Consider the following 22,554-nt stretch of genomic DNA (forward strand, 5'->3'; position numbering starts at 1 on the left):
ACGGTCGGCCGCAGCGTGGTTGGACCGTGTGGTCCTGGCATAGGAGTGCCGTTTGGTGTTCCTGCCTCCTCGGGCTCTCGCCCTGATCTTGGACACTTGAGGCTGTGGTTCTTGAGGATCTGAGAACGGATATGTCGTGGTCATGAAGCACTACCCGCCGGAGTTCAAGGCGGACGCGGTCGCGTTGTACGAGTCGCGGCCCGAGCCGAGGCAGGCAGCCTGCTCGGCCGACGACACGAAGGCGATCTCGTCGAGCTCGGGTACGTTTTCACGCTCCGTCTCCAACACGGCGAGATCCGCATGTCAGCGACGCGCGAGTGCGCTGGGTACAGACGGGGCGAGGAAGCGGAAGCCAAGACTGCCGAACTGTGCTCCTAGGGTGAGGCCCCAGAGCCGCAGTTGCTCAAACGGAGTCATACCGTCGAGGGCGACGCGGCGACGCGCATCGGTCCTTGCGGCGGCGAGGTCCCGCACATCGCTCGCCGGGTGGGGCCGACGCGCCAGCGCGGCCCCACCCGGCGCGTCATGGCCAGGTCGGCCGATCAGGTGCCGATACCGCGATTCTGCGTAGTCCCTTCGAGCAATGCATTACCCATAAACGGCAAACCGTAACAATGAGGACGGGGGGGTGGAAGGCAGATCGACAGGAGAGTGGTGCATGTCCCTGCGGAGACGTAAAGCGCAGCTGAAGGCCCGGGCCGGGAAGATGGCGGACAGTGCTTACGGCGCGGTGGATGGGCGCCTGCCCGTCAGCGAGCTGGCCAGGCAGTTGCTGCGCAAGGCCTTTCCCGATCACTGGTCCTTTCTCCTCGGTGAGATCGCCCTCTACTCCTTTGTGGTCCTGCTCCTCACCGGCGTGTACCTCACCCTGTTCTTCGACCCGAGCATGATGGAAAGCGTCTACGCCGGTTCCTATATCCCCCTTCAGGGGGTGAGGATGACGCAGGCCTACACCACCACCCTCAACATCAGTTTCGGCGTGCGCGGAGGCCTGCTGATCCGTCAGATCCACCACTGGGCGGCACTCGTGTTTGTCGCCGCGATCGCCGTTCATATGCTGCGGATCTTCTTCACCGGCGCCTTCCGTAAACCGCGGGAGGCCAACTGGGTCGTGGGCGTGACACTGTTCGTACTCGCGCTTCTCGAAGGATTCGCGGGCTACTCGCTGCCCGACGACCTGCTGTCCGGTACGGGCCTGAGGACGGCGGCCACCATTGTGGGGTCGATCCCTGTCGTCGGAACGTACCTGGCGCTGTTTGTCTTCGGCGGACAGTTCCCGGGCGATGCCGTGATCCCCCGTCTGTACCCCGTGCATGTCCTGCTCGTGCCCGGCCTGATCGTGGCGCTGATCACCGCTCATCTCATCCTGGTGGTCTATCTCAAACACACCCACTGGGCGGGTCAGGGGAAGACCAACGTAAACGCCGTCGGCTCACCGGCGTTCCCTCACTTCACGGCGAAGACCACAGGTTATTTCCTCATGGTGTTCGGCGTACTGACCTTGCTGGGCGCGCTCGCCCAGATCAACCCCGTATGGAACTACGGCCCCTACCGCGCCAACCAGGTCTCCGGTAACGCACAGCCGGACTGGTATGTGGGGTTCCTGGAGGGCGCGCTCCGGCTGATGCCACCATGGGAGACCGACATTGCGGGCCACACCATCATGTGGAATGTGTTCATTCCGGCGATCGTGCTGCCAGGCGTGGTCTTCACAGTGCTGTTCCTCTATCCCTTCTTCGAGAAATGGGTGACGGGCGACCGCGGGGAACACCATCTGTGCGACCGGCCGCGCAACCGGCCGACCCGTACGGGGCTCGGCGTGGCGGCCATCGTCTTCTACGCCGTTCTCCTGGTCGCCGGCGGCAACGACGTCGTCGCCCTCTCATTCAGGGTTTCGATCGAGGCCATGACCTGGATCCTCAGAACCGCGCTGATCGCCGCCCCACTCCTGGCCTTCGCCCTGACCAAACGCCTCTGCCTCGCCCTTCAGATGCGGGACCGCCGCCGACTGACCGAAGGCGAGGAGACCGGCCAGGTGACACAGTCGGTGAACGGCGATCTCTCGGAGAGCCGCCGTGGCCTGAGCCAGACAGCCCGCTACCGCATCCTGATGCGTGATGTCCCGACGCCCCTGGAGCTCCCCGCGGAGGGCCCGATCTCGAATCGGCGACGGCTTCGGACCGTACTGAGCGGCTGGTACTACGGGGACCTCGTGGATCTGCCCGTCACGGAGGAACAACGGTCCCGGATCGCGGAGCGGACGACACCGCCGGCGCCGGTACGTGAACGCAAGGACTGAGAACCGCCCTCAGTCCTGGACACGCACGTACTGGAGGACCATTCGGAACGCCCCCGCAAGGACCAAGCCCAGCCCGATCAGGAACAGCCACAGACCGAACACCACACCGAGGGCGAGCAGGGCCATTCCCGCGGCTGTCAGTGACGGCCAGATGCTGTGCGGAGGGAAGAAGTCCACCGGACCGTACCGCTCATGGATGTGCCCGTCCCCGCGGTCCTCGGGGCGCAGGCCCTTCCTCCGGTAGTTGGTGGCGAGGAAGAACGTGACCAGCAACGCCATGAGGAACGAGACGGTGAGAGCCGCCGTGCCTGTCGGATCACGGGACCACACGGCGTAGAGAACATCGGTCACGAGGAAGAACCCCGCGACTCCGGCGAAGAGAATGGCCTCGGTCTTCATTTGCCCGACTCCTCTTCAGTGCCCGATGCGGAGCGGGACCCGCCCCGGCCGAGGCCCGGCTTCTGCTTCTCCGACGTGAGGGGGTGGTGCAGGTCGAAGGCCGGCGAGTCGGAACGTACGCGGGGCAAAGCCCGGAAATTGTGCCTCGGGGGCGGACAGGAGGTAGCCCACTCCAGGGAACGGCCGAACCCCCACGGGTCGTCCACATCGACCTTGGGCGCGTAACGGCTGGTGCGCCACACGTTGTACAGGAACGGCAGTGTCGACAGGCCCAGCAGAAAGGAGCCGACGGACGAGATCGTATTGAGCAAGGTGAAGCCGTCCGCCGCGAGATAGTCGGCGTAACGCCGGGGCATTCCGGCCTCCCCCAGCCAGTGTTGGACCAGGAAGGTCAGCTGAAAGCCGATGAACAAGGACCAGAAATGGATACGTCCGATGCGTTCATCCAGCATGCGTCCGGTCAACTTGGGCCACCAGAAGTAGAAGCCGCCGAACATCGCGAAGACCACTGTTCCGAAGAGCACGTAATGGAGGTGGGCGACGATGAAGTACGAATCGGTGAGATGGAAGTCCAGCGGGGGTGAGGCGATCAGCACTCCACTGAGGCCGCCGAGGAGAAAGGTCACGAGGAAGCCGATCGCCCAGAGCATGGGTGTCTCGAACGAGATACTGCCGCGCCACATAGTGCCGATCCAGTTGAAGAACTTGACACCGGTGGGCACGGCGATGATGAACGACATGGCGGAGAAGAAGGGTAGGAGAACGGCTCCTGTCGCGAACATGTGGTGGGCCCAGACAACCGCCGAGAGCATGGTGATGCTGATCGTGGCCATCACCATTCCGAAATACCCGAACATCGGCTTCCGGCTGAACGCGGGAATGATCTCGCTCACCACTCCGAAGAAGGGCAGCGCGACAATATAGACCTCGGGATGGCCGAAGAACCAAAACAGGTGCTGCCACAGCAGCGCCCCACCGTTCGCGGCGTCGTAAACATGGGCCCCGAACTTCCGGTCGGCTTCGAGGGCGAGCAGGGTGGCGGCGAGTACCGGAAACGCGAGCAGCGCGAGGATCGAGGTGAACAGAATGTTCCAGGTGAAGATCGGCATCCGGAACATGGTCATACCCGGGGCGCGCAGACAGACGATCGTGGTGATGAAATTGACCGATGCCAGGGTCGTACTGATCCCCGACAGCACCAGGCCCATGGTCCAGAGGTCTCCGCCGGCGCCGGGCGAAAAGACGGCACTGTTCAGCGGGGCGTAGGCGAACCAGCCGAAGTGTGCCGCGCCGCCAGGCACCACGAAGCCGGACACCACGATGATTCCGCCGAAGAGGAAGAGCCAGTAGGTGAGCGCGTTGAGGCGGGGGAAGGCGACGTCGGGCGCGCCGATCTGCAGCGGCATGATGGCGTTCGCGAAGCCGCCGAACATCGGCGTGGCGAACAGCAGCATCATGACGGTGCCGTGGATGGTGAACAGCTGGTTGTACTGTTCCGCGCTGACGATCTGCAGTCCTGGGCGGGCCAGCTCCGCTCGCATGAGCATGGCCAGCACTCCGGCCAACAGGAAGAACCCGAACGCGGTGACCATGTAGAGATTGCCGATGACCTTGTGGTCGGTGGTCGTCAGCCAGCCCATGAGTCTCACACCGGCATTGATGCGCTTGTTGGCCACCGGCTCGGCCGGCGCGGCTTCCTGCAGGTCCTGCGCCATCGGTTCTCCGTCCCTCCCGGTTGACTCGATGGTGGAGCCTGCCACCGTGGGAGCCCGTACGACTGGCGGTGACACCTCGAATTTCACCAGTTCACCGGTGCTCCGATCGGGTGTCCCAGGGGCCCGCCACGTCCAGGATGCCCGGCGGTCATGAGCCGGATCGTCGTCACGTCCGGTGCGAGGGGCGTGCGCCGACGGCATTGATCAGGGCTTGGAGTTCGGGTGGTGGGGGTGTGCTACTCCAGGCTCGCCAGCAGCGTTGGATGGTGGTCCAGGGATCGAGCCAGGCCCGGACGGCGCGGACCGCCTGAGGCCGGCTGGCCGGTTGGGGCTGGTGGGTTCCGCTTGGGCCCCGTCTCAGCCGGTCCCACTGGCGTGGCAGCCGGCGGGACCGTGGGGACAACGGCAGGCTCCCGGTCCGGACGTTGAGCGAACCAGGTGTCCCAGCAGAACGAGAACGCGAAGGCGGCCAGGGTCTGGTGGCGGCGGATGGTGGTATCGGAGCGGACCTGGAGGTCGGCCCAGCCCAGTTCGTTCTTGATCTGCTTGTAGCTCTGCTCGATCCAGTGCCTGATGCCGTAGATCCGAACGGCTTCGTGCAGGTCGGCAGCCGGTTCGGGGCGGTCGGCCTCACGGGGGCCGCCGGGGCGGGGCAGGTCGGTGGCCAGATACCAGGTGGTCCGCGCGGGCAGGGTGGCCGGGTCGGTGGTGGCCACGACGAGGCCCGGGTGAGGCCGTCCGGCCCCCACCAGCCCAGGCGGGCGTCGGCGGCCCACCACGTCTCGGTGTGTCCGTCGCGGAAGGTGCGCTCGACGGCGGTCCAGTCCCCGGGATGCTTGGGGTTCGTCCAGCTCAGGGCGCGGGCGGCGTCAACAGGGGTGTAGGCGTCCACGCCGTAGGCCCAGGTACCGTGGCTCGGTTTGAGGGCCATCACGAACGGCAGTCCCGCCTTGTCGAGTTCCCTGCGGAAGCCGTCCTGGTCGCCGTACGCGCAGTCGGCGGCCACAGCCCGGAAGACCACCCCGGCGTCCTTCGCGCTGCGGGCCAGTTCGGCGGCGATCTGCAGCTCCGTGCGGAAGCCGGGGTCGCTCTTGCCCTTGGGGAAGTGATGGGCGGGGCTGTAGGGCACAGAGTGCAGCGGGTAGTAAAGGTTCTCGTCCGCCCAGCAGGTGGTCACTGTCACGATGCCGTTGTCGGTCTTGCCCAGTCGGCCCAGCCATTGCCGTCCGATGTACGCAGTCGCCCTGCCGTCCTTGCGGCCGCCCGAGTCGTCGATCACAGCCCCCCGCCCGGGTGCGGCGCGGTCGCGGGGTCGGCCAGCAGCAGTTCCACCCGGCGGGCGTTGACCCGCTCGTGGTCCCACGTCGACTCGGGATTTGAGGCACAGGGCACTACTGAACTTGATTGGGTGATGTCGGTCCGTTCGCCTGACGGCGTGTGGGTCGGGTCGGTAGTTGTGGGCTGTGAGATATGCGCAGGGCGGCGGGTTGACCGACGCGGAGAGGGTCGCTCGGGAGCGGATCCGGCTGGAGGCGGTCGGCCGTTTCGAGGGCGGGGAGAAGAACCGGGAGATCGCTGCCGCGTTGCGGGTGAGCGAGCGGTCGGTGGAGCGCTGGCGTCGTCAGAAGTCCCGCAACTCGGGGTTCTGCTGGATCTTCCCCGCTTTGGGGCGGGGGCGGCGGCTGTCCGCGCGGGCCTGGGTTTCCGACTCTACTGGCGAGTAATCATATGGGTGGAGTCGTTGGCTCTCGGCGTCCGGCCACTCCGAGCGAGCGACGCTCCCGGCATGCCGTGGACTTGTTCCGAGAGTGAGAATTGGGGTGGGTGCCGTGCTGGTCGGTTCATGGAGTCAGGGCGCGAGGTCCTGCCCATGAACCGGGTGCCGAGCCGGCGGGAGACGACGATGAACGGATCAGTCCGTGTCGGACAAGTTGTCGGGGTACCACTGCGGATGCACTGGAGCGTGCCGCTGCTGGTGGTCCTGTTCGCGTACGGCCTTGGTCGCCAGACCCTTCCGGCATGGACTCCAGGGCGCTCGGATGCGGTTTACACCTTCGCCAGTGCCGTGGGGGCCGTGCTGCTCATGGGCAGCCTTCTGCTCCACGAGACGGCACACGCCGCGACTGCCCGCAGGAAGAAGATCGCGGTACAGGATGTGACGCTGTGGGCGCTGGGCGGGATGACCCGCATGGGGAGACCGCAGACAGCCGCGGTGGCATTCGCAGTGGCGATCAGCGGGCCGCTCACCAGCGTGGCCATTGGGGGCACGGCGCTCGGAGTGGGAATCGGCCTGCACGCGATGTCCGGCTGGGTGGTGCCCGCCGCCGTTCTCGTGTGGCTCGGCTGGACGAACCTGTTCCTGGCCGCATTCAATCTGCTTCCCGCTGCGCCGCTCGACGGCGGAAGGGTGGTGCAGGCCCTGTTGTGGTGGCGTACCGGAGACCGGGAACGCGCGGATCGAGCGGCCTCCCGAAGCGGTCAGGTCGTGGGCGGGCTGCTGATGGCCTTCGGCTGGATCTCTTTCCTGCGCGGGGTGCCGGGCGGGCTGTGGCTCGTCTTCGTCGGTCTCTTCATCACGGTCGTCGCCGGCGCCGAACGGCAGCGCGCTGTGATCCACACAGCGCTGCGGGGCGTCAAGGTCACCGATGCCATGTCCAGCCCGGTGACCACCGGTGCCGACTGGCTGACCATCCGGCATTTCATCGACGAGGTGGCGGTGAACTCCAGCCATTCCGCCGTGCCGCTGCTCGATTTCGAAGGCCGTCCCAGCGGGATCGTTCAGATACGCAAGCTTGCCCGGATACCGGAAGCGCGCAGGGAGGCGCTGCGCGTGCGTGAGGTGGCGATCCCGCTGTCACAGTGCGCGGTTGCGGCCCCGGGTGATCTTCTGAGTGAAGCACTCGACAAGCTCCGCCCAGGTAGTGGCATGCGCATTCTTGTTGTGGACGGGGGCCATCTGGTGGGGTTCGTCACTGCGAAGGACATTTCACGGCTGATCCAGCGGCACACACTGAGGGCCAAGGGCCCAACCGAGCACGGGTCCCGCAAGGCCGTCGGAGATGTGCGTCCTTAGGCAAGGAGGCCCCTCGGCTTCACAACCGTCCGGCTGATGCTCGACGTCACCACAGGCCGGGCCTACCCGATGAGCTCTTCGATCAGGCTCGGGCGTGGTTGTCCGCCGGATGGGGCTCGGACGATCATCGGCGTACCTGCAGAGCCGGCCGTGCGCGGATCGGAGGCGTGAGTTTCGCCCACGGGTGGCCGCGCGAGCCGCGTGTCGGTACCGGCTGTCGCGCTCTGTGTCCGGCCCGGGTGCTGCGGAGAGGCGGAGTCGCTAGGCTCGTCATCGTGTCCACCGCGTGCGTGACGTCGGCTTCCCTGATTCCCGCCGATATCACGGTCGCGACCCGGTATCTCGACCTTGCAGGTGTCTTCTCGTGCGCGCTGCTGGGTGGTGCCGTGGCCCGTACGGCGGGCCTGGACCTGTTCGGGTTCCTGGTGGTGGGCATCATCTCCGGTTTGGGCGGAGGCATGATCAGGGACGTGCTGCTGCAGCACGGCACACCTGTCGCGCTGACCGACTACGCCTACCTGCCGACCGCTGTCGCCGGTGCCGTGGTGGTTTTTCTCATCAAGCTGAGTGAGGAGTCCTGGAGCCGGCTGTTCACCGCGCTCGACGCCGCGGTCATCGGGTTCTGGGCGGTCACCGGTGTGAACAAGACGCTGGCTGTCGGCCTGGGCTGGTTGCCGGCCGTCCTGCTGGGCACCGTGACCGCCGTCGGCGGCGGCGCCTTGCGCGATGTCGTCCTCGGTCGGGTGCCGGCTGTGTTCGGCGGTAATGGTCTGTACGCCACTGTCGCCGTCGCGGTCGCCGGAGTCACGGTGATCTGCGTGTACCTCGGCGTGCCGGGGATCGGCGTCGGCCTGGGCGTCGCCCTGGCTCTGGCCTTCCGGCTCACCGCCGTGCGGTTGGGCTGGAACCTGCCCAACAGCCTGAACTGGCAGTCCCGGTCCAAGCTGGCTGCGACGCTACGGCGCCGCACCGATCCCGATGCCCGAAACGGGAATGAAGAGCGGTCCCACCCGCGCAAGGAGTCATCGTGACCGACTGTGCCGATGCCGTGCTGTCCGGCCTCGCCGAAATCCGCTTGGACCTTGAGGACCTCTACCAGGATCTGCACAGGCATCCCGAACTCGGCCTGCGGGAGCACCGCACGGCGAAGAAGGCGTCCGACGCCCTGCGGGACTTCGGTTATGAGGTCACCGAACGCATCGGCGGCACCGGCGTGATCGGCGTGCTGGTCAACGGCGACGGACCTACCGTCATGGCCCGCGCGGACATGGACGCCCTCCCGGTACGCGAGCAGACCGGTCTGCCCTACGCCTCCACCGTGACCTTGACCGGTCCGGACGGCACCGAGCAGCCTGTCATGCACGCCTGTGGGCACGATGTGCACGTGACCGCTCTGATCGGCTGCGCACGGCTGATGGCTCAGGCCAAGGACGCCTGGCGAGGTACCTTCGTGGCGCTCTTCCAGCCCTCGGAGGAGAACGGCGACGGCGCCCACGCCATGATCGACGACGGGCTCACAGCAAAGGCGCCCCGGCCCGACGTGGTGCTCGCCCAGCATGTCCTGCCCTATCCGGCCGGCTACGTCGGCACCCGTCCGGGGTCCTTCCTGTCGGCTGCGGACAGCCTGCGCATCACCGTCCACGGTCGAGGGGCGCACGGCTCCATGCCCCAGGCCGCGGTCGACCCCGTGGTGATGGCCGCCATGATCGTCGTGCGTCTGCAGACCATTGTCTCCCGGGAACTCGCCGCCACCACCCCCGCCGTCGTCACGGTGGGCAGCATCCACGCGGGCAGCGGCCCCAACATCATCCCCGACAGCGCCGTCATCCAGCTCAACGTCCGTACCTACGACGATGCCACGCGCAGCCAGGTCCTGAAGGCGATCGAACGCATCGTCCGGACGGAGTGCGAGGCGTCCGGGTCGCCGAAGGCGCCCGAGATCGAGAAGACGGCTGCCTTCCCGCCCACCGTCAACGACGAGGACGCCACGCGGCGCGTTGCCGAGGCGTTCGCCGCCCACTTCGGCGACGACGCGCACACCATCGACCTGCAGACCGCCAGCGAGGACATGAGCGAGCTCCCCCGAGCGTTCGGCGCGCCGTTCACCTACTGGGGCATCGGAGGCATCGACGCCGGCCTGTACGCCGAGGCCGCCAAGAACGGCACCATCGCCCAGGACGTCCCGGTCAACCACAGTCCGACGTTCGCCCCCGTCATCCAGCCCACCCTGGACACCGGCGTCACGGCCATGACGGTGGCGGCCTTGGCCTGGTTCGGCAGCTGACACCAACCCGTCATCTCCGGCGAGCCGTTGGGGGAGGCGGTCGCTACCTGCCGGAGCCGGCAGGGGTTGCCCGCTCCGCCCGTACCCTCTTCGTCGGAATCTCGCGCTCCGCCCACGGTGCGGCAACGGGCGTACCTGCGCGCGGCTGGTTCGAAACCGGCGTGGACGGCGCATTGGGGGGTGGGCAGTTTCAGACTGTTGTGCTCCCAATGAGGTGGCTAAGCCCGGATGAGGGAGAGGTCGGGCAATGGGTGCCGCGTTCGCGCGTCTGGCACTTCGATCCTCACTGTGCGGCCGCAGGAAATTCTGCAATGCGAAATATTTCGTCCGCATTGCGGAATCATCAACATGCGTCGGGACGGCCCAACCTGGCAATCTCCGAGTGGCCGAGATCGCGCCGTCGTCAACAATCCCACTTCCAGCGAGGGTGGGCGGGTTGCATCGGCGGGCTTGACGGCCCCCCACGCCGCTCTTAAGGTCAACCCTTGCTTCTCACTATGTGGATGACATATTCCGTATAGCAGAAACAGGCAAGGGGTGTGACATGCGGTTGAACGCGATACTTGACCCGATCCACGAATCGACGGAGCGGTTCCTCGCCACCGTCAGGACGCTGTCGGACGCGCAGATCCGTCAGCCCTCCCTGGTTCCGCCGTGGACCCGCGGTCACGTGATCACTCATGTCGCGCGAGCCGGCGACAGCCTCTGCCGGCTGCTGACCTGGGCCCGCACGGGCGTGGAGACGCCGCAGTACTCGAGCATGGATGCCCGGGCCGCCGAGATCGAGGCAGGTGCGGCGCGCCCGATGGCCGAACTGGTCGCCGACGTCAGCGCGGGCGCCGCCCGGTTCGCCGCCGCGATCCGGGCGCTGCCCGAGGATGCCTGGCAGGCGAAGGTGCTCATGCGCACCGGCGAGCTGCGCACCCCGCACACGCTGGTGCCCATCCGGCTGCGGGAACTCGAGGTACATCACGCGGACTTGGCGGCCGGCTATGACTTCGCCGACATGCCGCTCGCCGCCGCCCGCTGGATCATCGACGACATGGCCGCCGAATTCGCCCGCCGGGACGGTGTGCCCACGCTGCGCATCGAGGCATCCGACAGTGACATGGCCCACGACCTCGGCGGCCCGGCCGCCGACGACACCGCCCCGGTGATCAGCGGGCCCCAGGCCGCCCTGCTCGGCTGGCTCACCGGCCGCACCACAGGTGAAGGCCTGAGCGTCACCGGGGCCGGGCAGGTGCCCCCGGCCCCGCGCTGGATCTGACATCCCTCTGTCCCGTACTCGCCCAAGAGAACCGAATGCTGCACGACTTCATGCTGGCGGAAGCCCGCATCGCCGCCGAGGCCCCGGCGATCGTCGAGTCCACTGAGCACGGCCTGCGCACCGTCACCTACCGTGATCTCAAGCGCCGTACGCAGGAGTTCGCCGAGCAACTGGCCGAGCTGGGACTCGACGTCGGCGATCGCGTCATCATCGAAGCGGACACATCCTCACACGCCCTCGCGATGCCGTTCGCCTGCTCGGTCCGCGGCCTGACCTTCGTGCCGGTCCGCGCGGAGACACCGACGCTTCGTCAAGGCCCTCCGCATCGCCCGCCGTTCAGTCGCGCAGAGCGCATTTTCCCCCTCCGGGCACTGACGCAGCCGACGCGACCTGGTGTCACGCCATCCGATGGCTCACCCAACACCTCAACCCAACACGCCGAAAACGCTCACACCCCCGAGTCGTCAAACGCAAAGTCCTGAAATGGGCCGCGAATCGCTCCCACCACACACGCTGGCCCCAGCCTGAACACAGCCCCCACATCACCATCCAAAACACTAACTGAACGGTATTGAGGCTAAGAGGATGTCTCATGTGGTCGTTCGCTGATGCGGCATGATGTTGGACCGTGGGTGCTGATCTGTCGCGTCGGCTTGTACCGGAGGAACTGTGTGAGCTGACCGCTCCGTTGTAGCCGAGGTTCACAGCCCGTCCACCGGGCGGTGGTACGGCTCCGGTGGACGAGCGGGCGGTGTTCACGCCTGTGGTGTACGTGCTGACGAGCGGCTGTGCGTGGCGGTATCTGCCGGAGTCGTTCGGTGTCTCACCGGCCACCGCGCACCGCCGGTTCACCGTGTGGACCGAGGCCGGGTTGTGGCGCAGGCTGCACCGGGCGGTGCTGGACGAACTCGGCGCCAGGGGTGAGCTGGACTGGTCGTCCGCGATCGTCGATGCCGCGTCGGTACGGGCAAAAGAGGGGGGCTCGCTGACCGGGCCGAATCCGGTCGATCGCGGTAAGAAGGGCAGCGAACTGCACGTGCTGTCCGAGGCCCAGGGCCTGCCGCTGTCCGTGGCGGTGTCGGGCGCGAACCTGCATGACAGTCAGGCGTTCAAGCCGCTGCTCCTTGGGATACCCACCATTCGCTCCCGGCGCGGGCCCTGCCGGAGACGACCGGCGAAGGTCCGTGCGGATAAGGCGTATTACTCCGCGGAACACCTGCGCCGGCTCCGCGATCGCAACCTTGTCCCCCGGATCGCCCGGCCCGGCATCGAGTCCGGCGAGCGCCTCGGCCGGCACCGCTGGAAGATCGAGCGGTCGATCGCCTGGCGCGTCGGCTACCGCCGCCTCACCGTCCGGTACGAGCGAAAAGGCAACCACTTCCTCGCCTTCCTCGGCCTCGCCGCAGCCCTCACCTGCTACAAGAAACTCGCAAAGCTCACCACGTGAGACATCCTCTTAGCCGGAATATCCGCTCTTTCCGGGTTACGCGATATTGAGTTTGATCTGATTGGTTGCTGCCATGCGCACAGGTCCTCCACCTTTCTTTCGGTCATGACTCGTCGGATGACGCAAAAGGAATTCAGGAATGACCGGCCGCCACATTCCCGACCCGAATCCGACCTCAGATATCCTGCAGCGTCCTCACTATCCAGCCGACGATCGCCCCTCGTGCGAAAAATCCAACGGGATACACCTGAACGGGTGAATCTCACACACACGATTTCAAGACGCCTCGAAGTGTGCTGCGCCCTCACCAGACCCTCGGCGCGCTGCGGGATCAACATGTTTCTCCCGGGCATCAGTTCGGCTCGACAGCGCGGCAGGATCGCCCACGAATAGCCTTTACGGGCAACCCGAGCCATGGCGTGGCCCCCACCATGAGTGGTAGCTGGGCCGCGTCCGTGCGCCACCCCGCCCGAGACAATTCTTCCCGTCTGGCTGACACTGAATTCGCCGCATTCCGTAAGCACCCTCGCGCCGCTGGAGTGATTCAGTCCATGACCGACAGCGCCCCCGGCCAGAAGGCCCGCGAACTACTTGTCCAGGCATCACAGCACCCTGTCGCCAGCCCCCAGCGCAACGCGCTGGTGACGGAAGCCGCCGTGTGGGCACGGCTTGAGCACACAGCCGAGATGGACAACTACGCAGCCGCGGCAATCGGCATCAAGTCTGCCCTGACCTCCCTCACCGACACCGTGCAGAAACTCGGCAGTGCGGTCGGCGACCTGACTGAACACGTCAAACGCAGCCCGAAGTGAGCGAGTGCGCGGGCCGGGGCATCGTGCGGTCTTGGGGTGCGGCGAGGGTGAGGAGCTGAGGCAGGCCGCACAAGAACTCTCGAAGGACTGGATGGGACGCTGCCTCGCGCCTCGCGCCTCGCGCCTCGCTGCCTCGCGCCACGCGGCGCGAGGTCGCCGAGGAGGCAGGCATCACCGTTCTTGAGCCGTAGGGCGACCGGCAACCGGTGCACATCGAAGTCCACACGATCGAGTTCCGGTCGGCGACGAACGCGCCGGCCCGCACTCACTACGACGTCCGCTACATGTTCCGGACACGGGGCCGGACAGGTGCTGGTGCGACTGCGGGACGGCCAAGACGACCGGGAGGGCATCTCTGCACCGGGCGCCTGGGCCCCGGTGGGCGGCGCAGAACCGGAGGAAACGAACCCGCATGCCGGCATCTGCCGCCGAGCCGGGGGAGCTCACCTGACCAGCCGCACCGGTCCCGGAACCGGCATGCTTGGGCATATGACAAAGGGGCGGGGACTCGCAATTGTCGGCTACAGCGTGATCATTCTGTTGTGCGCGCAGCGACAGCGTGGACGGTGATTTCGGGCCGCGCACAGCTGGACCTGCTGGGACCACTGTGAGGTTTCGGGTAGCAGAGTGCCACCTCGAAGGGGGAGGACGCGGCGGAAGCCACACCGTATGCAGCGGCCCGCAGTTGGACACCACGGGCCGGCACGCGGTCAAGGTTCAGTACGACGGAAAGAAGGGCGAGATCATTCGGGCTGCACAGAAACCCTGGGGCGGCTACGAACCGGTGGACACAAGCCTCATTTCATGGGGCATCGCCGTGCTGCTCCCGATCCTGCCACTCGGTGCCACAGTGGCCGCTGGTGCCTTCACCATCAGAGAGGCTCGTCCGGCGCGCAGAGGAGGCACAACCGACATGGCATCCTGAGCAACAGGCCGCGCCTGCAGCGAAGCAGACGGCCCTCAGGCCGGCGGGGATCGAGCCCGCGAATGTCGCCTTCGGCACGTGGCCTGTCGACGGATGGAGTGCGCAGTCAAGTCGTCGCGCACCTGAGAGGCCGCCGGGCGCGGCGGCGCTCGTCAGTCCGACCGCCCGCCATCTGCCGCTCACAGTTGCCAGTAACTGCCCGCCGGGAATGGTGGAGTCCGGCCCGGCCCGGACCGATTCGTGGGTCGGCACCCTGGGTGTCCCGGAGCTGGTTGCCCGTGCCGGAGCCTTTGTCGCCAGGGCAGAGCCGCCCCGTGAATGAGGTGCCGGGCGCCTCGTCAAGATCCGCGCGCACGCTCGCCGCCTGCCAGTATCGGGCCGCACGTGGTGGATGCACCGGTGCGAACACTGGTCGACCTGGCGCTCACGCCGGGCCTCGGTAGCCCTGTTCAGCCGTACGTGCCCGCCATCCAGCCGTACGCGTACGGCTGAACAGGCTCCCTCCGCCCCGTCCGGTGCAGGCTGTGGTCGGGCCTCGCACGGCTCGGCTGAGGGCTGCCGCCGGCTCGGGCCTGCCGCACCGCCCCGGTCTCACTATCCAGTCAAATTTGACATTAGTTCGCCTTATGGAAGATAAAGAAGGTCCTTTGGGTTGAGGTTCACGCAACGTGATGATCGAGGCGTGGCAGTCACCGCACGTCTACGTGAATGAGTAATGCCGTGTCCCACGCCGCCGTAGTACCTGACCAGCCGACCGAGCCCGCGGGGGACTGGGAGGCGTGGCGCGCCGAGCGGCGGCGCTCCGTTACCTCGGCCGCCGGGAATCTCGCTCTCGTCGAGACCCGCTGGGCCCCGGCGGGTGAGCGCCCCGACCTCGATGCGGCCCGAGCCGGACAGCCGGATTCTGTGATCGTCACCACAGTCGAGCGGACCGACTTCGTCACCGGCGAGCCCGAGTACGGTCTCCGATTCTGGGACGCACGGTCCCCCGCGATCCAGAACTTCGATCGCACCGATGTCTTCCCGTACGACCCGGCCTGGGTGCTGGAGGCCTCGTACACCCCGGTGCCAGGCGCCAGGCGGGTCGGGTTCGAGCACATCCGGGACAACGGCGGCACCCGGGACCTCGCCGTGCCGGGAGACATCGAGCTCACCCTGGACGGCCGGGACTACACGCTGAGCGCCTTCGATGACGACGGCACGCTGCTGCTCGTCTTCGGTGACCCCACCAACGGCGACATCACCTACGGTGCCGGGCGCTTCCTCTTCGTCACCCACACCGGCGAGGGCCGTGTCCTGCTCGACTTCAACCGTGCCTTCGTGCCGCCCTGCGGATTCTCCGACCAGTACAACTGTCCGATGCCGCCGCGGCAGAACCGTCTCCACCTGCCCGTAGAGGCCGGAGAGAAGCGGCCTGTCTTCCGCGACGGCTTCGCCGCGCAGCACTGATCAACCCCGCACTCCTCCGCCTCGAAGCACGAAAGCGCGTACTCCTCATGAGCATCAAGAAGACTTCCCTGTACGGCGGAGCCACCGCCGCCGCCCTCGCCCTGACCCTCACCGCCTGCGGCGGGGGCTCCCACGCGGGCAGCGCAGCCGGAGGGGCGAACGACAAGAACGCCACAGTCAACATCGGCTCGCTCTACGAGCCGCAGAATCTCGACAACACCGCCGGCGGCGGTCAGGGCGGCACCGAGGCGCTCAACGGCAACGTGTACGAAGGGCTGTTCAAGCTCACCGACGAGGGCAAGGTCGAAAACCTGCTCGCCCAGGACTACAAGGTCAGCGGCGACGGACTCACGTACACCTTCACCCTGCGCGACGGTGTGAAGTTCCACAGTGGCAAGAAGCTCACCAGTCAGGATGTCAAGTACAGCCTGGAGAAGGTGATCGCGAAGGACTCGCAGTCCGCGCGCAAGAGCAGCCTCGAAGTCATCAAGTCCGTCGGGACGCCTGATGCGCGCACGGTGGAAGTCCGGCTGTCGAAGAAGTCGATCTCCTTCGTCTACAACCTCTCCTACGTATGGATCGTCAATTCCCAGGCGAAGAACCTCAAGACGAGCGAGGACGGCACCGGCCCGTACGCGCTGAACAAGTGGACCCGCGGCTCCGCTCTCAGCCTCGACCGGTTCGCCGGCTACTGGGGCGACGCGGCCGCCAACAAGCAGGTCGTCTTCCACTACTACAAGGACGCCACGGCGCTGAACAACGCGCTCCTGACCAACGCGGTGGACATCGTCACGAGCGAGCAGTCGCCCGACGCCCTCGACCAGTTCAAGAGCAATCAGAACTACAAGGTCAACGACGGCAACTCGACGACCAAGCTGTTGCTCGCCTTCAATGACAAGGCCAAGCCCTTCACCGATGTGAAGGTCCGCCAGGCCGTCTCCGCCGCCATCGACGACAAGAAGCTGCTGGAGTCGGTCTGGGGCGGCTACGGCAAGCAGATCGGCTCCATGGTGCCGCCCACCGACCCGTGGTACGAGGACCTCACCAAGGTCAATGGCTACGACACCGCGCGCGCCAAGAAGCTGCTCGCCGAGGCCGGATACAAGAACGGCTTCAGCTTCACCCTCGACACCCCGAACTACGACCCGCACCCGACCGCCGCGACCTTCATCAAGTCGCAGCTCGCCAAGGTCGGCATCACCGTCGAGATCAACACGATCACGCCGGACGAGTGGTACACGAAGGTCTACAAGAACCACGACTTCACGGCCACGCTCCAGGAACACGTCAACGACCGCGACCTGGTCTGGTACGGCAACCCGGACTTCTACTGGGGCTACGACAACAAGCAGGTCACCCAGTGGGTCGAGGAGGCCGAGCAGGCGTCCAGCACCGCTGAGCAGACCGAACTCCTGAAGAAGGTCAACCGCAAGACCGCCGAGGACGCGGCCAGCGACTGGCTGTACCTGTACCCGCAGATCGTCGTGGCCAGCAGCAAGCTGTCCGGCTACCCGGTCAATGGCCTCAACTCCCAGTTCTTCGCCTACGACATCAAGAAGGGCTGATGGGCCGGTATCTCCTGCGCCGTCTCGCCTTCCTGCTGGTGTCGCTGGCGCTCGCGAGCGTGGTCCTGTTCGCGCTGCTGCGCATGCTGCCGGGCGACCCCGCCAACGCGCTCACCTCCGTGGGCGCCGACCCCGAGCAGATCGCGGCGGCGCGGCACTCCATCGGCTCCGACAAACCTCTTCCCGAGCAGTTCATCCACTGGATCGGGCAGTTGGCGAGCGGGGACCTCGGTACGTCGTTCGTCAGCTCGCTGCCGGTCGGCCCCGAGATCGGCTCCCGGCTTAACGTCACCATCCCGCTCACACTGTCAGCCTTCGTCCTGGCGGTGCTCATCGCCGTTCCGGTCGGCTTCGTAGCGGCACACCGACGTCGGACCTGGTACGGCGCATTGCTCAACGGAGTGTCCCAACTGGGCATCGCGGTCCCCGTGTTCTGGCTCGGCATGATCCTCATAGCCGTCTTCGCCCTGAACGCCGGCTGGCTTCCCGCGGGCGGATTCCCGCAGGACGGCTGGTCACAGCCGGCCGAGGCGATCCGCTCACTCGCCCTGCCCGTCATCACGATCGCGCTCGTGATGAGCGCCTCGCTGATCCGCTACGTCAGGTCGGCCACACTCGACGTGCTGGGCAGCGACTATCTGCGCACTGCGCGGGCCATGGGCTCGTCGTTCGGACAGGCCATGTGGCGGCACGGGCTGCGCAACGCCTCTGTACCAGTGATCTCGATCCTCGGCATCGAGCTTGCGTCCACGCTGCTGGGCGCGGTGGTCGTGGAGTCCGTGTACGCGCTCCCGGGCCTCGGCTCCCTGCTCGCGACCGGCATCGCGCAGCACGACTATCCGGTGATTCAGGGTGTGCTGTTCGTGTCCACGCTCGCGGTGCTGATCATCGGCTTCGCGGCCGACTTCGCACAGCGGATCATCGATCCGCGGCTGCGCGGCAGGCTCTCGGGAGGTGCCCGATGAAGCAGTCGACGAAGCGCTCGTACACCTTGACCGTCGGATGCGTCCTGGTCGGCCTGATCGCCGTGCTCGCGCTGGTCTCCGTCTTCTGGCTCCCGTACGCCGCCGACGACACATCCGGCGGACGGCTCACGGGCCCCGGTGCGGGCCATCTGCTCGGTACCGACAAGCTCGGCCGCGATCTGTTCACCCAGCTGATGACCGGCTCCCGTATCGCCTTCGAAGCGGGCCTGGGATCGGTCCTCATCGCGGCCACCCTCGGCGGCACGCTGGGCGTGCTGGCCGCGTTCGCGCAGGGCTGGCTCGACGACACGCTCTCGGCGTTCCTCGACATCCTGATCGCCTTCCCGACGCTGCTGCTGGCGATGCTCATCGTCACCGCCCGCTCGGCCACGCTGGGGTCCGCCGTGCTGGCGATCGGCCTCGCGCAGAGCGCGGTCGTGGCACGGCTGGTGCGGATCCTGGTCAAGCGGGTCCTCGCGCAGGACTACATCACGGCCGCCCGTACCTCGGGCACGTCGTGGCCGCGGGTCGTGGCCGGGCACGTGCTGCCCAACATCTGGCCCACGCTCGTGGTGAACCTGGCCCTCCAGTTCGGGCTCGCGGTGCTGGCCGAGGCCGGCCTGTCCTACCTGGGCCTGGGAGCGCCGCCGCCCAACGCCTCGTGGGGCCGCATGCTCCAAGAAGCGCAGGCGACGTTCACCACGGCCCCGGCAGGTGCGCTGGCCCCCGGCATCCTTCTCGTCCTGCTCGTCATCGGCGTGAACCTCATGGCCGACGGACTGCGAGACACCCTCGACCCTGCGGCCCGGCGGAGGCGCGCATGAGCATCCTCGACGTTCGCGACCTCACGATCCGTACGGCTGACGGACGCATCCTCGTCGACGGGCTCTCGCTGAACATGGCCCCTGGCGAACGCCTCGGCCTCATCGGAGAGTCGGGCTCCGGGAAATCGCTGACCACCCTTGCCGTGCTCGGCCTGCTGCCGGACGGCATGACGGCCACCGGCAGCGCCGAGCTCGCCGGCACCCAGATCGTGGGCGCCACCGAGAAACAGCTCACGGGTGTACGCGGCCAGGACGTCGCCATCGTCTTCCAGGAGCCGCTCACCGCACTCGACCCGCTGATGCGCGTCGGCCGGCAGATCGCCGAACCGCTGAGCAGAAGGCGAGGGCTGAAGGGCGCCGAACTGAAGCGGTCTGTCGTGGAAGCGCTGGAGCAGGTGCGGCTGCCCGAACCCGGCCGCATCGCCCGCGCCTTCCCGCACGAAATCTCCGGCGGACAGCGCCAGCGGATCGCGCTCGCCATGGCACTGGCCTGCGCCCCGAAGCTGCTCATTGCGGACGAACCGACCACCGCCCTCGACGTCACCGTGCAGTCCGAGATGCTCGACCTGATCGACACGCTCGTACGGGAACGGGACATGGCCGTCCTCTTCGTCAGCCACGACCTCGCGGTCGTCTCGAAGGTCGCCGACCGTGTCCTGGTCATGAAGGACGGCCGCGCCGTGGAGGAGGGCGATGTCCACGGGATCGTGCGGACCCCGCGTGAGGAGTACACCAAGGCGCTGGTGGCAAGTGCGCGACAGCTGGAATCAGCTTTGGACCTGAGGAGCGCGCGATGACGCCGGTACTGGAGCTGAACGGAGCCTCCTTCAGCTACCGAGGACACACCGCCCCCGTCGTCGAGGACATCTCCCTCACCGTCGAGACCGGGCAGAGCCTTGCCCTCGTCGGCGAATCGGGCGCGGGCAAGACCACTCTGCTGCGGCTGCTGCTGGGACTCGCCCGCGCGACCTCCGGCACCGTCCTGTTCGACGGCGAGGAGCTGAAACCACGCGACAGCAAGCAGACGCGGCGTTTCCGGCGCAGTGTGCAGTGCGTCTTCCAGGACCCGTACTCGTCGCTGGACCCGCGTCAGCGCGTCGGCAGCATCGTGTCCGAACCGCTGCGTTCCCTCGGCATCGACAACCGGGTCACCGCCGTGCCCAAGGTGGCCGACGCCCTGGAGCGGGTCGGACTCCCGGCCGACGCCGCGGAGCGCTATCCACACGAATTCTCCGGCGGCCAGCGCCAGCGCATCGCGATCGCCCGCGCGACCGTGTGCGACCCGCGGGTGCTGCTCGCCGACGAGCCCGTCAGCGCTCTCGACGTCACGACCCGCGTCAAGGTCGTGGACCTGCTGAACGAGTTGAAGCAGGAGCAGGGCCTGACTCTCGTCATGGTCTCCCACGACCTGTCGGTGGTCGCCTCGCTGTGCCAACGCACCGCCGTCCTGGAGAACGGCCGCATTGTCGAACAGGGCGAAACCGCACAGGTGCTGGGGGCTCCCGCGCACCCGTACACGCGTCGGCTCGTCGAAAGCGTGCCCCGGCTGCCCGTTTGACCGGTGGCCGCGTGCCCGCCGGAGACGCTGGCGCAGCCGAGACGAACGCCGTCGTCGGCGCCGCGGGGACGCCTGCTTCGATGTGGAGCACGGACGAGCCGAGATCGTCGAACAGGCGACGCGCCTGCTGATGGACGTCCTTGAAGCCGGCCACCAACCGGACAAGCTCGCCCTGCCGGGTGGGAGCCGACCTCCCGAGAGCGGTGCGCCGAGGCACGCAACACCGTGATCACGAGCCAGGCCGGCCAGGCCGTCGGCGTACCGCCGCCCCACCCGTGGGTGCCCCTCGGGTGCCCTCGCTGCCGGCCCGCCGCGTCTGCCGAGGAGGCGGCTGTGCATGGTGTGGGCCGGCTCCTCGGGCGGTCGGGACAGCCCCGACGAGTGGTCGTGCCTCGTGCGGGTTGCCGAGGAGCGGTGTATGGGACGACTCTGGAGGAGGCGCAGCCTGCGGAACTCGGCCTCAGGCTGTGCATACGCAGACGACGGAGAGGCGCCGACCGTGGACGGTCGGGAACCTACGGAGAAGCAGCCTGGCGCGAGTGGTCACCGGGCTGTGCCACACACCGCGGACATGCGGGTGGAGGCATGGTCGCCGACGGCCGCGGGCTGCATCGGTGAGGCTGTGCGCGCGATGGTGGAGGGTTTCGCCGACACGTCCGGGGCCGCAGTTGCCGGGGACCACGAACACGTGATCACGGCGGAATCCGACGAGGATCTGCTGGTGTCCGTCCTGGAGGAGGTTGTCTACCGGATGGATGCCCACGGCGAGATCCCACTCGATGTGGAGGTGGGGGCGATCCGACCGGCGGTGGACGGCCGGTGCCTGTCGGTCCGCTTCCGAATGGCCGACGCCGGTACCGCCGTCGCAGTCGGTGCGGTGCCGAAAGCCGTTTCGCTGCACGACCTGCAACTGCGGGGCGGCCCTGGCGGCTGGACCTGCCGGGTGACCCTCGACGTCTGAGGGCGGGGCAGGGAAGGGACGGGATCATGGCGCTCACGGTGGCTCTGGCAGGCGACACCATGCTCGGACGCAACGTCGCCGCGGAACTGCGCCGCTCGCCGGTGCCGGGGACGCTGGTCTCCACGGGGGTCAGGAAGGCGCTCGCGGAGGCGGATCTCTTCGTGCTCAATCTGGAGTGCTGCATCTCCGACCGAGGGCACCGCTGGCCCGACCCGCGAAAGGCATTCTTCTTCCGGGCGCCCGCCGTCGCCGCGCAGGTGCTGGCAGACCTGGGGGTGAACTGTGTGACGCTCGCCAACAACCACGCCCTGGACTACGGGTCCGACGCCATGGCCGACACCCGCACCCTGCTGGGCGGGGCGGGCGTCCACACGGTCGGCGCCGGGGCGAACGAGCGCGCGGCCCGGGAGTTCGCGGTGCTGGAGGCGGGCGGTGTGCGGCTGGCGGTGGTGGGCGTCACGGACGACCCGGAGGAGTACGCGGCAGGGGAGAGCAGCCCCGGCGTGGCCTGGGCCGATCTCCACGCGGGGGTGCCCGACTGGCTGAGGGAGTCGGTGGGCCGCGCCGCCGCGGCGGCGGACGTCGTGCTGGTCACCCCGCACTGGGGCCCCAACATGACCTCCCGGCCGCCGCGCCGCGTCTCGGCCGCGGCCCCGGAGCTGCTGGCGGCCGGCGCGACGCTGGTCGCCGGGCACTCCGCCCATGTCTTCCACGGGATCGCCGACCGGATCCTCTACGACTTGGGCGACTTCGTCGACGACTACGCCGTCGACCCGGTCCTGCGCAACGACCTCGGGCTCCTCTTCCTGGTGACCCTGGACGGCCCGGATGCCGCGCACCTGGTTCCTGCCCGGGTGGAGGCGGTGCCACTGGCCCTGGACTACTGCCGCACCCGCCTGGCGCGCGGTGAGGACCGGGCGTGGATCCGCGAGCGGCTCACCACAGCCTGTGCCGAGTTCGGTACCACCGTCGCCGATCGGACCGGATGGCTGACAGTCGACTGGAGGTGAG

The 22,554-nt window shown here is 67.5% G+C and carries 18 protein-coding genes and 3 pseudogenes; 17 read left to right on the plus strand and 4 right to left on the minus strand.

Translation table 11 applies throughout. The annotated features are described in order from the left end of the window. Window positions 1–150: 150 nt before the first annotated feature. On the minus strand, window positions 151–288 hold the full coding sequence (locus ACZ68L_RS37960) for a hypothetical protein (RefSeq protein ID WP_469586966.1): 138 nt from the start codon (window positions 286–288) through the stop codon (window positions 151–153). 370 nt (window positions 289–658) lie between these two features. On the opposite strand from ACZ68L_RS37960, the gene qcrB reads away from it, so the two are divergent. Next, window positions 659–2,299 carry a cytochrome bc1 complex cytochrome b subunit gene (gene qcrB / locus ACZ68L_RS37965; protein WP_469586969.1) on the plus strand — a complete coding sequence of 547 codons (1,641 nt, stop codon included), beginning with the start codon at window positions 659–661 and terminating at the stop codon, window positions 2,297–2,299. 9 nt (window positions 2,300–2,308) lie between these two features. On the opposite strand, the gene ctaF is transcribed toward qcrB, so the two are convergent. The 3 genes and pseudogenes from ctaF to ACZ68L_RS37980 all read right to left on the minus strand — a co-directional run. Continuing rightward, a complete protein-coding gene (gene ctaF, locus ACZ68L_RS37970) occupies window positions 2,309–2,698 on the minus strand; it encodes an aa3-type cytochrome oxidase subunit IV (protein WP_469586972.1) in 390 nt (129 codons plus the stop codon). After that, a complete protein-coding gene (gene ctaD, locus ACZ68L_RS37975) occupies window positions 2,695–4,413 on the minus strand; it encodes an aa3-type cytochrome oxidase subunit I (protein ID WP_469586974.1) in 1,719 nt (572 codons plus the stop codon). Before ctaD ends, ctaF begins: the two co-directional genes overlap by 4 nt. Before the next feature lie 239 nt (window positions 4,414–4,652). Beyond that, window positions 4,653–5,784 (minus strand): annotated as a pseudogene (locus ACZ68L_RS37980) (IS701 family transposase); the annotation flags it as partial. A gap of 92 nt (window positions 5,785–5,876) precedes the next feature. Between ACZ68L_RS37980 and ACZ68L_RS37985 the strand changes: the two are divergent. From ACZ68L_RS37985 to ACZ68L_RS38060, 16 genes and pseudogenes are all read left to right on the plus strand, one after another. After that, window positions 5,877–6,035, plus strand: a pseudogene (locus tag ACZ68L_RS37985) (helix-turn-helix domain-containing protein); the annotation flags it as partial. 281 nt (window positions 6,036–6,316) lie between these two features. Further along, the gene (locus ACZ68L_RS37990; protein WP_469587060.1) at window positions 6,317–7,486 is read left to right on the plus strand and encodes a site-2 protease family protein; all 1,170 of its coding nucleotides are present in this window, start codon (window positions 6,317–6,319) and stop codon (window positions 7,484–7,486) included. 275 nt (window positions 7,487–7,761) lie between these two features. Further along, window positions 7,762–8,517: a trimeric intracellular cation channel family protein gene (locus ACZ68L_RS37995; protein ID WP_469586976.1), complete on the plus strand. Its 756-nt coding sequence runs from the start codon at window positions 7,762–7,764 to the stop codon at window positions 8,515–8,517. Further along, window positions 8,514–9,770 carry a M20 family metallopeptidase gene (locus tag ACZ68L_RS38000; RefSeq protein ID WP_469586979.1) on the plus strand — a complete coding sequence of 419 codons (1,257 nt, stop codon included), beginning with the start codon at window positions 8,514–8,516 and terminating at the stop codon, window positions 9,768–9,770. The genes ACZ68L_RS37995 and ACZ68L_RS38000 overlap by 4 nt, the downstream gene beginning before the upstream one ends. 544 nt (window positions 9,771–10,314) lie before the next feature. Continuing rightward, complete coding sequence (locus tag ACZ68L_RS38005; protein ID WP_469586984.1) at window positions 10,315–11,037, plus strand: maleylpyruvate isomerase family mycothiol-dependent enzyme; 723 nt, start codon at window positions 10,315–10,317, stop codon at window positions 11,035–11,037. A gap of 35 nt (window positions 11,038–11,072) precedes the next feature. Beyond that, complete coding sequence (locus ACZ68L_RS38010) at window positions 11,073–11,519, plus strand: AMP-binding protein (protein ID WP_469586987.1); 447 nt, start codon at window positions 11,073–11,075, stop codon at window positions 11,517–11,519. 146 nt (window positions 11,520–11,665) lie between these two features. After that, window positions 11,666–12,484 (plus strand): annotated as a pseudogene (locus tag ACZ68L_RS38015) (IS5 family transposase). Window positions 12,485–13,035: 551 nt separating this feature from the next. Then, entirely contained in the window at window positions 13,036–13,296 is a 261-nt protein-coding gene (locus ACZ68L_RS38020; protein WP_469586990.1) for a hypothetical protein, read from the plus strand. Between the two features lie 1,633 nt (window positions 13,297–14,929). Next, window positions 14,930–15,670 (plus strand): DUF1684 domain-containing protein, encoded by a 741-nt coding sequence (locus ACZ68L_RS38025; protein WP_469586993.1) that lies wholly within the window; start codon window positions 14,930–14,932, stop codon window positions 15,668–15,670. A 47-nt stretch (window positions 15,671–15,717) separates the two neighbouring features. Then, window positions 15,718–17,235 (plus strand): ABC transporter substrate-binding protein, encoded by a 1,518-nt coding sequence (locus tag ACZ68L_RS38030; RefSeq protein ID WP_469586996.1) that lies wholly within the window; start codon window positions 15,718–15,720, stop codon window positions 17,233–17,235. After that, complete coding sequence (locus ACZ68L_RS38035) at window positions 17,235–18,200, plus strand: ABC transporter permease (RefSeq protein WP_469587000.1); 966 nt, start codon at window positions 17,235–17,237, stop codon at window positions 18,198–18,200. The genes ACZ68L_RS38030 and ACZ68L_RS38035 overlap by 1 nt, the downstream gene beginning before the upstream one ends. Then, window positions 18,197–19,024 carry an ABC transporter permease gene (locus ACZ68L_RS38040; protein WP_469587002.1) on the plus strand — a complete coding sequence of 276 codons (828 nt, stop codon included), beginning with the start codon at window positions 18,197–18,199 and terminating at the stop codon, window positions 19,022–19,024. Before ACZ68L_RS38035 ends, ACZ68L_RS38040 begins: the two co-directional genes overlap by 4 nt. Further along, the gene (locus ACZ68L_RS38045) at window positions 19,021–19,821 is read left to right on the plus strand and encodes an ATP-binding cassette domain-containing protein (protein ID WP_469587005.1); all 801 of its coding nucleotides are present in this window, start codon (window positions 19,021–19,023) and stop codon (window positions 19,819–19,821) included. The genes ACZ68L_RS38040 and ACZ68L_RS38045 overlap by 4 nt, the downstream gene beginning before the upstream one ends. After that, a complete protein-coding gene (locus ACZ68L_RS38050) occupies window positions 19,818–20,582 on the plus strand; it encodes an ABC transporter ATP-binding protein (protein WP_469587007.1) in 765 nt (254 codons plus the stop codon). Before ACZ68L_RS38045 ends, ACZ68L_RS38050 begins: the two co-directional genes overlap by 4 nt. A gap of 553 nt (window positions 20,583–21,135) precedes the next feature. Continuing rightward, window positions 21,136–21,543 carry an archease gene (locus tag ACZ68L_RS38055; protein ID WP_469587010.1) on the plus strand — a complete coding sequence of 136 codons (408 nt, stop codon included), beginning with the start codon at window positions 21,136–21,138 and terminating at the stop codon, window positions 21,541–21,543. A 26-nt stretch (window positions 21,544–21,569) separates the two neighbouring features. Continuing rightward, the gene (locus tag ACZ68L_RS38060; RefSeq protein ID WP_469587012.1) at window positions 21,570–22,553 is read left to right on the plus strand and encodes a CapA family protein; all 984 of its coding nucleotides are present in this window, start codon (window positions 21,570–21,572) and stop codon (window positions 22,551–22,553) included. Window position 22,554 lies beyond the last annotated feature (1 nt).

The sequence above is a fragment of the Streptomyces sp. NPDC104309 genome, from assembly GCF_055584025.1.

Coding starts and splice junctions, on each gene's coding strand:
- ACZ68L_RS38020 (WP_469586990.1), top strand. CDS start 13,036: ATGACCGACAGCGCCCCCGGCCAGAAGGCCCGCGAACTACTTGTCCAG.
- ACZ68L_RS38010 (WP_469586987.1), top strand. CDS start 11,073: ATGCTGCACGACTTCATGCTGGCGGAAGCCCGCATCGCCGCCGAGGCC.
- ACZ68L_RS37990 (WP_469587060.1), top strand. CDS start 6,317: ATGAACGGATCAGTCCGTGTCGGACAAGTTGTCGGGGTACCACTGCGG.
- ACZ68L_RS38005 (WP_469586984.1), top strand. CDS start 10,315: ATGCGGTTGAACGCGATACTTGACCCGATCCACGAATCGACGGAGCGG.
- qcrB (WP_469586969.1), top strand. CDS start 659: ATGTCCCTGCGGAGACGTAAAGCGCAGCTGAAGGCCCGGGCCGGGAAG.
- ctaF (WP_469586972.1), bottom strand. CDS start 2,698: ATGAAGACCGAGGCCATTCTCTTCGCCGGAGTCGCGGGGTTCTTCCTC.
- ACZ68L_RS38030 (WP_469586996.1), top strand. CDS start 15,718: ATGAGCATCAAGAAGACTTCCCTGTACGGCGGAGCCACCGCCGCCGCC.
- ACZ68L_RS38040 (WP_469587002.1), top strand. CDS start 18,197: ATGAAGCAGTCGACGAAGCGCTCGTACACCTTGACCGTCGGATGCGTC.
- ACZ68L_RS38045 (WP_469587005.1), top strand. CDS start 19,021: ATGAGCATCCTCGACGTTCGCGACCTCACGATCCGTACGGCTGACGGA.
- ctaD (WP_469586974.1), bottom strand. CDS start 4,413: ATGGCGCAGGACCTGCAGGAAGCCGCGCCGGCCGAGCCGGTGGCCAAC.
- ACZ68L_RS38035 (WP_469587000.1), top strand. CDS start 17,235: ATGGGCCGGTATCTCCTGCGCCGTCTCGCCTTCCTGCTGGTGTCGCTG.
- ACZ68L_RS38060 (WP_469587012.1), top strand. CDS start 21,570: ATGGCGCTCACGGTGGCTCTGGCAGGCGACACCATGCTCGGACGCAAC.
- ACZ68L_RS38050 (WP_469587007.1), top strand. CDS start 19,818: ATGACGCCGGTACTGGAGCTGAACGGAGCCTCCTTCAGCTACCGAGGA.
- ACZ68L_RS38025 (WP_469586993.1), top strand. CDS start 14,930: ATGAGTAATGCCGTGTCCCACGCCGCCGTAGTACCTGACCAGCCGACC.